This window comes from Azohydromonas lata (assembly GCF_034427735.1).
GTDB lineage: Bacteria > Pseudomonadota > Gammaproteobacteria > Burkholderiales > Burkholderiaceae_C > Azohydromonas > Azohydromonas lata.
This window is the reverse complement of the sequence record NZ_JAXOJX010000075.1, coordinates 18201-29917: the sequence shown is the minus strand read 5'-3', so window position 1 is coordinate 29917 and position 11717 is coordinate 18201. Positions and strand designations below refer to the sequence as shown.

At 64.6% G+C, this 11717-nt stretch carries 10 protein-coding genes; 4 read left to right on the top strand and 6 right to left on the bottom strand.

What is annotated here, in order from left to right:
- Nucleotides 1–1248: TolC family protein (locus tag SM757_RS28975; protein ID WP_322468027.1), on the top strand; the 1248-nt coding region annotated here is incomplete at its 5' end.
- Between the two features lie 84 nt (nucleotides 1249–1332).
- Here the strand turns inward: SM757_RS28975 and SM757_RS28970 are convergent.
- Nucleotides 1333–2697: a bifunctional glycosyltransferase/class I SAM-dependent methyltransferase gene (locus tag SM757_RS28970; RefSeq protein ID WP_322468026.1), complete on the bottom strand. Its 1365-nt coding sequence runs from the start codon at nucleotides 2695–2697 to the stop codon at nucleotides 1333–1335.
- A gap of 228 nt (nucleotides 2698–2925) precedes the next feature.
- On the opposite strand from SM757_RS28970, the gene SM757_RS28965 reads away from it, so the two are divergent.
- Together SM757_RS28965 and SM757_RS28960 are read left to right on the top strand one after the other, a co-directional pair.
- Nucleotides 2926–3744, top strand: a complete 819-nt coding sequence (locus SM757_RS28965; RefSeq protein ID WP_322468025.1) for a glycosyltransferase family 2 protein — start codon at nucleotides 2926–2928, stop codon at nucleotides 3742–3744.
- 38 nt (nucleotides 3745–3782) lie between these two features.
- Entirely contained in the window at nucleotides 3783–4454 is a 672-nt protein-coding gene (locus tag SM757_RS28960) for a class I SAM-dependent methyltransferase (protein WP_322468024.1), read from the top strand.
- Nucleotides 4455–4582: 128 nt separating this feature from the next.
- Here the strand turns inward: SM757_RS28960 and SM757_RS28955 are convergent, their stop codons facing one another.
- The 5 genes from SM757_RS28955 to SM757_RS28935 form a co-directional block, all read right to left on the bottom strand.
- A complete protein-coding gene (locus SM757_RS28955) occupies nucleotides 4583–6148 on the bottom strand; it encodes a methyltransferase domain-containing protein (protein WP_322468023.1) in 1566 nt (521 codons plus the stop codon).
- A 142-nt stretch (nucleotides 6149–6290) separates the two neighbouring features.
- Entirely contained in the window at nucleotides 6291–7142 is an 852-nt protein-coding gene (locus tag SM757_RS28950) for an SGNH/GDSL hydrolase family protein (RefSeq protein WP_322468022.1), read from the bottom strand.
- A 111-nt stretch (nucleotides 7143–7253) separates the two neighbouring features.
- Complete coding sequence (locus tag SM757_RS28945; RefSeq protein WP_322468021.1) at nucleotides 7254–8207, bottom strand: glycosyltransferase family protein; 954 nt, start codon at nucleotides 8205–8207, stop codon at nucleotides 7254–7256.
- Nucleotides 8208–8277: 70 nt separating this feature from the next.
- Nucleotides 8278–9750: a hypothetical protein gene (locus SM757_RS28940; RefSeq protein ID WP_322468020.1), complete on the bottom strand. Its 1473-nt coding sequence runs from the start codon at nucleotides 9748–9750 to the stop codon at nucleotides 8278–8280.
- A gap of 12 nt (nucleotides 9751–9762) precedes the next feature.
- Entirely contained in the window at nucleotides 9763–10452 is a 690-nt protein-coding gene (locus SM757_RS28935; RefSeq protein ID WP_322468019.1) for a class I SAM-dependent methyltransferase, read from the bottom strand.
- 354 nt (nucleotides 10453–10806) lie between these two features.
- On the opposite strand from SM757_RS28935, the gene SM757_RS28930 reads away from it, so the two are divergent.
- Nucleotides 10807–11607, top strand: coding sequence for a glycosyltransferase family 2 protein (locus SM757_RS28930; protein ID WP_322468018.1), 801 nt, complete (start codon nucleotides 10807–10809; stop codon nucleotides 11605–11607).
- The last annotated feature ends 110 nt before the right edge of the window (nucleotides 11608–11717 follow it).

Here is an 11717-nt window from a genome sequence, read left to right as displayed (position 1 = left end):
GAGCTGGCCCTGAGCGCCCTGCCCGCGCCGGGCGACGCCGCCGTCGCCGAGGCGCGGCAGGAGATGCAGCGGCTACTGCGCCAGGCCGAGCTGCGCAGCCAGGCGCTGGGCGCCGCGCGGCTGCTGGCCGAAGCCGCCGAGGCCGACCTTCAGGAAGCCAGCGCCGCACCGCTGCCCAGCGCCACGCTCAACGGCAGCGGCAACGCCACCGGCCAGCGCAGCTACGGGCTGCAGCAAAACGGGCAGCAGCTGCGCGCCGACCTCACCGTGAGCGCGCCGCTGTTCGACGGCGGCTACCGTGACGAGCTGGTCAACTGGCGCGCGCGGCTGCTGGAGGCCGCGCGCCAAAGCGAGCTCGATGCGCGCGAGCAAGTGGCGCTGCAGACGCTGTCGCAGGCGCTGGAGCGCCAGCGCTACTTGCTGCAGGCCGAGGTCTACGAGCGCTACACGGCCAGCATGGGCTGCCTCGTGACCGCGCTGGAGCAGATCGTGGCCGCCGACCGCGGCCGCGCCAGCGAGCTGCTGCAGGCGCGCAACACCTACCGCCAGGCCGACCTGGCACTGGCGCAGGCGCGCTCGCAACAGCGCCAGGCCGAGATCCGGCTGCGCCGCTACATCGGCGACGGCACCCCGCTGCCGCAGGCGCCGCTGCAGGCGCTGCTGGCCGGCCCGCCGCCGCTGCAGCAGACGCTGGACGCCGCGGCGCAGGCCAGCGCCATCGCGCAGCTCGGCGCGCAGGCCGAGGCGCAGCAGCACCTCACCCGCGCGCTGCGCGCGCAGCGCGGACCGCAATGGAACTGGAGCGTGAGCGGCACGCGCGTGGCTGGCGGCACAGGCGGTGCCTACAGCGCCTGGAGCGGCGGCATCAGCGTGGCCGTGCCGCTGCTGGACCCCACGGCCAAGCCGGCCCTCGCGGCTTCGGCCCTGCGCGGCGAGGCCTCGCTGGCACAGCGCGAAGAGGCGCTGTCGCAGCGCCTGGCGCGCGTGGGCGAGACGCAGGAGCAGGCCGAATCGGCCCTGGACCGCGCCCGGCGCGCCACCGAGGTGCTGCAGGTCAGCCAGCGGCTGCGCCAGGCCACGCGGCTGCAGTGGCAGCAGCTTGGGCGGCGCTCGCTCTTCGACGTGATCTCCACCGAGGGCGACTTCCACAACCTGCAGGTCACGCGCATCAACGCGCTGCTGGACGCGCAGCAGGCCTCGGCACTGCTGTGGTCGCTGGGGCTGGGCGTGACGTCAGCGCTCCAGTAAAGGCGCGCCGCAAGGAAGCGGCGCGGGCCCGCGCGCAACGCCGTTGCCCTGGCAACGGCCTGGGGGCCCATGTGCCGGCGTGCGTCAGGCCGGCACGGCGCGCACCACGTACTGCAGCGCCAGCGCATCGCGCTCGGCGTCGTTGGGGCTGACGCCCATGGCCTGCGCCATCTGGCGGATCGCGGGCATGACCGCCTGCCGCCCCGGCTCGTCGAAGATGCGCGGCACGCCTGCCTCCATGCGCAAGCCGGCCTGCTGCAGCATCTCCAGCAGCGTGACGCGGGTGAACCAGCGCAGGTTGCCGCGGTTCATCAGGCCCTGGTCCTCATAGCGGAAGGACCCCACCGCCAGCCGGGCCTGCACGCTCCAGTGCTGCGCGTTGGGCACGCTGATGACGATGCAACCGCCGGAGGGCAGCATCTGGCGCACGCGCGACAGCACGCGCCAGGGATAGCGCAGGTGCTCCAGCACGTCGCCAAACACCCAGCAGTCGCGCTCGCGCAGGGTGTCCCAGTCGCTGTCGGCCATGGTCTCGATGTCCAGGGCCATGACGCGGTCGCAGTGGCCGCGGGCGATGCCGGCGGCGGTGGGGTTGAGCTCCAGCCCCCAGTAGTCGCACTCCGGGTTCAAGGCACGGTAGGCCTGCGCCAGCACGCCGGTGCTGCAGCCGACTTCCACGATGCGGCGAGCGCCGCCGGGCATCAGGCGCAGCAGCTCGGTGTTGTAGCCGCCCTTGGGCGCGGCGGCGGTGCCACTGGCCTTCTTCTTCGTGTGCTTGGCAATGAGCCCGGCCATCCATTCTTCCAGGTGATAGCCCCCGGTGGCCACGACGGTGCCGCGGCCGATGTGGTTGAGGAAGATCTTGGTGGAGCCGTCGGTCAGGTCGTTCCTCACCCAGTCCACGTTGCGCAGCAGCCGCGTGGACTCCCCCGCATCGCGCATCGCACGCATGGCGTCCATCATGGGCGCGCCGTGCTTGATGGGCATCGGCCACTGCCGCATCACCTCCACGTTGCAGAGCATGCAGGGCGGGTGCAGGTAAGGCGTCATGCCTTCGCTGTACTCCACCACGATGCCGTCCTCGTTCACGTGGCTGACCATGCCGACGCCGTAGTCGTCCGGCTGCAGCTCCTCCTGCAGCGCTTCCACGAAACCGTCGCGCAGCACGACGATGTCGGAGTCCAGGATCAGCGTGGGACCCTGCAGCGGCAGATTCTGGATGGCCCAAGCCATGCCGGGACCATGGTGAATGTTGTAGTCGAAACCGATGAACTGGACGCCCTCGAATTGCTCGGCGACCTCGCGAATCTTGGGCTGGTGCTCGGCGCTGGAGCCGTCGATGACGTAAACCGGGTTGGGATAGAACTGGCGCAGCGACGACAGCAGCCCAAGGATCAGCTCGGGGGAGTTGTAGGAAACCGTGACGATGGGAATTTGGTGAGCGTTCATTTCAGGCGCCGGCAAGCAATCCGAAATGTTATCGGCAGACCCCTTCCGGGCCCAAGCACGGCCACGCCAACAATTCGACGGAACGGTGCATTGGCCGCAAACCGGATGCTGCCGGCATGCGGGCCGTGGACGGATGGCAAGAAATGGCGCCCTAAGCAGCGGGCTTTTTCGCCGACCGCCAACCCGCCATCCGGGTTCCACTTGCCGACTTCGCTTTTCCCATGCGGCATGAAGCTCGCCATCACCTCCATCCAACGCAACCGCGGTCCCTGGATCGTCGAGTGGCTGGCCTTTCACATGCTCGTGGGCTTCAACCGCTTCTACGTCTATGCCCACAAGACCGACGACGGCATGACGCAGACGCTGCTGCGCCTGGCGCGCCACTACCCCGTCACAGTGCACGCGCTGGACGTGCCCGCCCAGGCGCAGCTGCTGGCCTACCGCCACGCCTGGAGCACCTACGGCCATGACGTGGACTGGATGGCCTTCATCGACGGCGACGAGTTCCTCATGCCCACCGCCTGCGACCACGTCGGCCAGGCGCTGGAGCCCTACGCGGCGCAGCCGCTGTCGGCCCTGGGCGTGTACTGGCTCTGCTATGGCGGCAACGCGCACGTGGAAGAGCCGCAGGGGCTGGTGATGCAGAACTACCCGCGCCACAGCGCGCGCAGCTTCCCGCCCAACCGCCACGTCAAGTCCATCGTGCGCGGCGGCGAAGCCGTGGACATCCGCGGCTCGCACCTGTTCGACACCCCGCGCGGCACCTTCGACGAGCTGCTGCGCCCGCTGCACCACGGCTTCATGGCCGATCTCGAACCCTCCTACCAGGCGCTGCGCATCAACCACTACGCGGTGCAGAGCTGGGAGTTCTTCAAGGCCACCAAGCAGAACATGGGTGCCGCCGACGGCGACCCGGCCCTGGTGCGCCCCGACAGCTGGTACCACCAGCACGATCGCAACGAGTGCGACGACGGCGTCAGCCACAACTTCCTGCTGCGCCTGAAACTCAAGGTGCGCGAGCTCCAGGCGGCCTTGGCGGCCCACTGAGCCGCGGGCCATCCCTTCCAACCCATTCGCTTTACCGCATGAAACAGACCCCCGCGCACCTCGTCGTCAACCAGGAGCTGCTGTCCCTCATCCCGGAGGACGCGCAGCGCGTGGTCGAGATCGGCTGCATGCTCGGCGCCATGGCGCAGTCCTACCGCGCCACGCATCCCGCGGCCGAGTACGTGGGCGTGGACATCGACCCCGACTACGCCCGCGCCGCCGCGCAGCACTGCACGCGGGCACTGGCCGGCGACATCGAGCAGCTTGCCCCCGAGGTCTTCGACAGCCTCTTCCCCAGCGACTGCTGGATCTTCGGCGACTGCCTGGAGCACCTGCGCGACCCCTGGGCGCTGCTGCGGCGCATCCGCGGGCGCATCAGCCCGCAGGGCTGCTTGCTCACCTGCATTCCCAACGCCCAGCATTGGACCGTGCAGTGGCGCCTGGCCAGCGGCCAGTTCCGCTACGAGGACAACGGCCTCATGGACCGCACCCACATCCGCTGGTTCACGCGCATCACCATGCTGGAGATGTTCCAGGCCGCGGGCTGGGCGGTGGAACAGGGCCTCACGCGCAACCTGCCCTACACGCCGCTGCAGGACGGCGTGCTCGCCGGCATCCGCGCCATGGCGCAGGCCAGCGGCATGGACCCCGAGCTGGCCGTGCAGGACGCCCAGCCCTTCCAGTACGTGTTCAAGCTGCGGCCCGCCTGATCGCGCCTCGTCAAAGGGCGCAGGCGCCTGCGCGTCCTGCCCGCGCAGGCGGACAGGACGCCAGGGCCACCTGGGCTGCCATCACCAAGACGGCCCGCGGCGCACGGCCACGCGCCGCGCCGCGCCGCTCACCTGTAGAGCGTGTCGTCGGCCTGCAGGCCGAGCTCGTGCAGGTGCTGCAGGCCGGCTTCCATGGTGAAGGCCGGCGTCTCCACGGGCACGAAGTTGTCGAGGTGCTCCAGGCTGCGGCGCGACAGCACGAAGGTGCCTATCAGGTGCTGGCTGCTGATGTGGTAGGCCGTGGGCATGAGCCCAAGCAGCGCATGCGCGGGCACGCCTATCTTGTGCTCCTCCAGGTCGCCGGGGTGGTGCTGGTCCTGCGGCCAGAAGAACAGCGGCGTGCTCAGCACGAGGTGGCTGTCGGGCCCGAGCGATTCCAGCAGGCTCTTGAGCAGCGCCTTGGCCGCAGCTGCGTCCAGGTGCTCGATCACGTCGAACAGGCACAGCATGTCGTAGCGCTGCAGCGCTTCCTTGGGAATGCTGCCGGCCAGGCCATACCAGACGTTGCGGTAGAGGCGCTGCTCGAACAGCGCGGTGTTGCAGCAGGCGTCGAAGTAGCCGTCCACGCCGTCCACATGCCAGTGCGCCGACTGCGGATGGCTCTTGACCAGGCGGCCGAGGTCGCCCAGGCCGAAGCCAATGTCCAGGAGGGTCAGTGCCTGCGCCTGCCGCTCGGGGAACACGTGGTGCACGATGGACTTGAAGCCCACCGAGTTGCCGCCGAAGTTGTAGTGGCCGCTGGGGATGCGCGCCACCATCTCGTAGTCGCGCACCACAGCCTGGAAAGCGGCGCCGCGCTCCAGCAGGAGCAGCGGCGTGGGCGCGGCGCATACCTGCTCGCGCACGGCGGAGAAGGCGCGCAGGTATTCCGGGAAGGGCTGCGTGCGCCAGGCGAGCTTGAGCGCATCGCTGATGTAGGCCTCGGTCGGATGCTGCTGCAGCTTGGACTGCGACCAGGCGAAGCCGAAGGGGTCGTGCGCCACGCTGCGCCACTGCGGCTGCGTGGCCAGCAGCAGCGAGGCCATGCGCTCCTGCACAAACACCTTGCGCTGCGCCGGGTAGGACGTGGGCAGGCACAGCGCCTGGCGCAAGGGGCTGTCCGGGCCCTCGCACACGGCGAACAGCCCCTCGTTGAGCTTCAGCCACTCGCGCCAGAAGGCGGGCCGGGCCACGAAGTAGTTGGAGAACACGATCTGGCGCGAATCCATCACCAGTTCGCGCAGCGGCACGTCGTGACCCATGCCCCGCAGCAACTGCGTGCACGCGTCGATCAGGCCCGGGTCGAAGGTTTCGCCCTGCTCGAAGACGTTGAGGAAGAACGCGCCCATGTCCGGCTGCGGCGAGAACAGCACAACGTCGGCCTGCGCCGTGTGAACCGCCGCGGTGACGAAGGCCCGCACCTGCGCCGCCGTCAGCCCCGTCTTGGAACGGAACTTGGGCGAGAAGAAGCCGTAGAACGCCGCCTCGTCCAGCGGCTGCTCCAGCAGGAACTGGCGGATGGGCCAGTACTCGTACCAGTCCGGCCGCGGGTTGGCCAGGTTGTCCAGCACGGCGTAGCCCGGTTCTATGGCTGCGCGCGAGGCTTCGGAATACGCGATCTGGAACAGGTGGATGGCGAGAGGTACTGCTTGCATGGGTGATCGGGGCTGGCGCACGGGCGGGCCGTGCAGTGCAGCGGCCGGGCCGCTGAAGGCGATGTGCGGCAGTCTAGGCAGCCATGCCGGCGCCAATGCGCCGAACAAGACTGCGCCTGCCGCCCAGTTCAGCGCCTGTACGCTAGAAAATCAGGCAGGACGACAGGCGCTTGTACAACTGCAGCGCCACCACCGCGGAACCGGCCTCATTGAGATGGTATTCATCATAGAAAATGTTCCCCTCGCTTCTCAAGTCGTTTTCCAGATCAACAAGGTTGAGGGAATTTTTCCTGCAATACTCTCTGGTCTGCGCGTTCATCAGTCTTCGATATTCCACCTTGCGCTGGAATTCCGATATATCGCCATACATTTGCCTGATGAAAGGCTCGTCTGGGTCTGCGCGGTGTGCCACCGTCGTGAACACCACGGGCACGCCATGGACCGCCGCCATGTGGTGAAATATCTGGAGAAACTTTTCGCGCTGCTCCAGCCTTAATTGCTGGGTGCGGGGACAGGCCACGTCAGTCTGCCTGGTGATCGGCGTGACGTAGTGATCCTCCGACCAATAACCATCCTTCATCAGCCCAGCTTCAATGTCGGATATGCCGTTCATCACCACCACGGCCTTGGGATTCAAAGGCACGACTTTATTGATGAAACAATTGATCGTGTGAAGCATGGTAGCGCCAGACATCCCGCCATTAAGAATTCCGACCAGCTTGTTATTCGTGAAGAACAACCTTTCCAACAGCGGCCATGCTCTTTTCCCCTCATGCACATATAAATTCTCAGGCACGCTGTCGCCAAGAATAACGATGCGCTCGGCATCAGCAGGGACATGATGGCCTGTCCGAATGAAGCCATTCTCGTCGGTGCGCAGCAAAAAATCCTCGCTACGCAGGCTACCGTCCGTATTCTCCAGATAACTGTCGGGAGGGCGCATGAGCGCATTGACGCTGACACCCCATTCCTTCAATTTTATGAATCGCTTCATCTCGATGGCGCCCGGCCTGCTGCGCCCCTCCTACCACACACCATGATCCAAGAGGAAAATCACGAAACCGCCTACCAAGCCTGAATTTATCTGTCTTGCGGCACTGCAAAATCAGGCAAACAAGGCGTCCACCCTGCTTACAAAATCCCGCAGAAGCCGCTGCTCAAAGTCAGGCGAGAAGGCCTCAAACAAGGTCTCGCACCCAGCCGTGGTGTCCAGCAGGGAAGCGTCAGCGTCCAGCCTGCGAGCCGCCTGCAGCACGGCCTCCGCAAAAGAAACAATGTCGCCCTGAGGAATTTCAGTGAACCTGGGCGGCTGCCAGTATTCACGCCCACCCTGCCCTGTATATCCAATCACGAGATTGCCGCAGTGCGCCGCCTCCACGGGCGGCACAGGCAGTCCCTCAAAATAGGAAAAGGCCATGAATATCATGGACTTCGACAACAGCCTGGCCACTTCGCTCTCGCCAACCCCATCAATGGGCTGCAGCCTCCAGCCTGCCGGCAGGCGGCCTTCCAGGAAGGCAATGACCAGCTTGCTGTGGTCGCTCATCTTCCTGGGCATGTAGGTAATTATCTTTTCCTTGGCCTCGGCTGGTTTGAACAAGGCGCGGTCTATGGAATACGTCACCCGGCATATTTTTTCCGAAAGCCCAGGATGAAGATGATTGACGCATCGGATGACATCCTGACTGATGCACAGTATTATTTTTGCGTGCTTATAAGCATCGTGGAATTCCGAAGACTCCAGATTCTTTTGCATCAGATAGCCGTTCTGCACGAAGATGCCATAATTCACCCCCATTTCGACCAACCTCTTCCAGTAGCCAAAAATCAAGCCCTCCGGAAGCACCACAAAATCGTTGCCGGGATCCAGGAATTTGTCGGTCTTGATTCTGGCCTTGTGGGAAAACCATGAGCATGCAAACCCGGAATCGGGTTGAATCATGTTGTATATCTGCGAGGATCCCAGGCGCTCATTGATGAGCTCGCTGTGGCGATAAATCACCTTCAGGCCACCGGAGGGAACGTCCGAGGGAACCGAAAAATATACGATATTGCTCATCAGGATTTTCCGTCGGGCTGAAAGCCGCAGTCAAAACGGGCGCCGGCACATGGCCTTGGCTGCCATTTGTTCAGCGGGCAGCCTGCTGCCGCAGCTTCCACAGCGTCTTGGCGTCCTGGCGTCCGTGGTATTGCGCCAGGTCGTCCACGCAGCTCACGCTCTGGCCCAGGTTGCGGTAAAGCTCGGCCACCACGCCGGCCAGCTTGCCGGCATGGCGCTGCACCTCCTTCACCAGCGCCGGCACGTCGTGCCGCTGCAGCACGCCATGGAATATCTCCTGCGTCTCCTCGAACTCATGGATGGTTTTCAAAACATTGGCCGGGTAATTGGGGTGCTCGAATACCGGCACCATGGAACAATAACCCTCAACGTTCATCACGTCGGTCACCATGCCGGAATCGACATAGTTGACCAGCTCCAGGCCTATATTTTTCAACCCTGGGTCAGAAACCAGCGAGGAAGCGACGAAGTCACCAGCGCTCTTTTTTACAGACTCATAGATTTCGGCACCCTTGGCGTTGTTACCTTTGAGGTCATGCAGGAAGAACGTGCGCGGCGTGACGCCGGCCTGCGTGTAAAGGTGTCCCAGCGACCAACCGGTGCCGCACAGATCCACCACCAGCGACCGATTCGTGGCACGGTCTGCGAAGTATTTCAGGTAAGCCTGTGAAGGCGCCACGCGGCACAGCCGGCTGGTGTAGAAATATTCAGACGGCAGATTCCAGCCCGCCTTCTCCTCCAGGGCCGAGAAAATTCTCTGGAGATAATGACAATCCCGACTGGAGAACAAAATGTTGCTGACGCCAAGCCGCTTGGACAGCAGACTCAAATACACCGACGCCAGTACCAGGATGGGAATGTTGTGGTTGATCTGCAACTGCCGCTGCTGTTTAATCTCCGTGCTCTGGCCAGTGCCCAGTGCTGTCAAGCGCACTTCCCGCATCAGGCGGGCCAGCAATTCAAACCCATTCTGGCGCAGAAAATTCTCATAAGCGCTCAGATTGCTGGATACCACGTGCTCGGCGAATACGCCGCAGCCTAACGGTGATTTCACGTCCGAATGCGGGTTGTCCCCGGCATGCTGCTCCAAAGCCAGCACGGCACCCAATTTCGGCCAGATCTCTCCCGTACGCTTGCCGGCGCTCGATATGACCAAGCCCACCTTCTTGCGCAAACCGGCCTTGTCCAGGATTTTGAGAATAACCCAGCGCGGCAGGTACATATCCGTCACCAGCACGTCGCCATGCTCCACCGCATCGAGGCTCTCGCGTATGCCTATGGCGTTGCAGATCTCGGCTTCGATTTCCCGTCCCTTCAGGTACTCGGCTACCTCGGCATCGAATCCGAATTGCCTGACGAGCACGGCGTAAATATCGTCCAACGTATGCGGCCCTGCCGCCACGGCAAGCTCCGCCTGCACCCTCAGGTTTGCGAAACCGTGAAGGCGCACCTCGTTTTCAACTTCCAGAAAAATGTTGCGGGCCTCGATACAACGACGGGCAACCAGCGTATCGAAAATATCAAAAGAATGATGCCGACGCATACGATGCTCCTGTCAGGCTTTCTTGTTGTGAATGACGCGCTGGAATTTCAGGCGCTCACCCTTTTCTATGACCACGATACTGTCGTAGAAATGGACGCCTTGGATACGGTCAAACTGTGACACCAGAAGCGGCGGCACCCGTGGCCCCTCGAAAGGGCCCACGCCTATGGCCGTCTTGGCATGCTCACTGCTGAGCACGTCAACGATGTCCTTGGAAAATTCAGTGAAACTGCGGGGATTCTTGTAGCCTCCATCTTCCACACGCACGCCGTGATAGTAGGACGTGTGCGTATCCTCGCACCAGAAGACACCGCCATCCTTGAGCATCTTGTAGCAGCTCAACAGCGTCACGATTTGATGGGGATTGTCGTGCGATCCGTCGTCAATAATGATGTCGAAATAATCTTTGTACTCTTTGAAATTGGTTTCCCAAAATTCATGACTACCTTGGTCACCGATAATGAGCCTCAAGTATTCCGTTTCCGTGCATTGGGGGGCAATGTCCACGCCGCAAATCTCGGTTCCGGCACCAAAATACTTGTTCCACATCTCGGCGCTGCCGCCGTACTGGGTGCCGATCTCCAATATCCTGGGCCGCCTGCCTACGAATTTCCCCAGGTGCCGCTCGTACAGCGCGAAGTAATGCTCGAATTTGTCGCAGGGGCGATCCAGGCTGTCGAAAATTTCTCTGAGGGACGGCACGTTGTTTCTCGCTTGGCGGTGGACGGGCGGCGTTGCAAGCCGGGGGGCGGGGTGGGGCCGGGCCTGCCGCTCCAGGCGGGGGCGCGCCGGCAGGGGCAGTGGCTCAGGCCAGGGCGACGGTGACGCCGGCCTGCCACCTGGGCAGTGCCTGACGCGAGCGCGGACACGCTGGCACCGCGCCGACGGTCAGAGGGATGGAAACGGCGGCTGGCATGGCAAGACACTGCGAAGTTGCACCATCTTAGGAAGGTCTCCGGGGTGCAATCCGTCGAACAGCTTGGGCACCGCCGCCATGTTCGGCCTTTCGCCACCGCGGCCCGTGCCTAGCATGCGGGCCCTGACTCTGGATACCTCATGCCGTCCACGCCCCCATTCTTCTCGGTGCTCATGCCCACGCACCAGCGCCCCGCCCTGCTGCGCCGCGCGCTGCAGTCGCTGCGCGAACAGGCCTGCCAGGACTTCGAGATCGTGCTGGTGGCCGACGACTGGGACGCCGCCACCGCCACGGCAGCCGCGGAGCTGCTGCGCCCGCAGGACATGTTCCTCAAGCGCAGTGGCCAGCCCGGCCCGGCCGGCAGCCGCAACGAGGCGCTGCGCCTGGCGCGCGGCGAGTGGGTGGTCTTCCTCGACGACGACGACACCTTCCTGCCCAACCACCTGCTGGCGCTGCAGGCCCAGGCGCGCCAGCCGGACGCACAGGTGCTGTTCACCGGCTACGAGGTGGTCACGGAAGACCGAACCCAGCCCGGCGCGCCCACGCTCTCGCGCCAGTCCATGGCGCTGGGCGGCCTGGACGTGCAGGCGCTGTGGGTGCGCAACTTCATTCCCAACCACACGCTGGCCTACCGCCGCGCCCTGCTCCAGGGACTGAGCTTCGACGAGCACCTGGCCTCGCTGGAGGACTGGGACTTCCTGCTGTCCGTGTGCAGCCGCGCCATGCCGCGCCACTGGGAGGGCGGCGGCGTGGTCATGCACAAGGACTACGTCAACCCCGGCCTGCGCCGCGGCAACTCCGAGAGCTCCAGCAACCACCTCGTGGTGCTGGATTTCCTGCACATCTACCGGCGCTGGCCCGCCCCCGACGCCGCGCTCAGGGCCCAGCGCCAGGCACTGCTGGCCCAGGTGGGACTGAATCTGCCGATGGAGTGGTTCTGACGCCGCTTGCGCCATGAAAAAAAACGGCCCCTTTCGGGGCCGCTTTCGTTTGGGCGCATCGTCCGCGGGGGCGATGCCGCCCGGCCCCGTGGGGCCGGGCATCAGCGTGC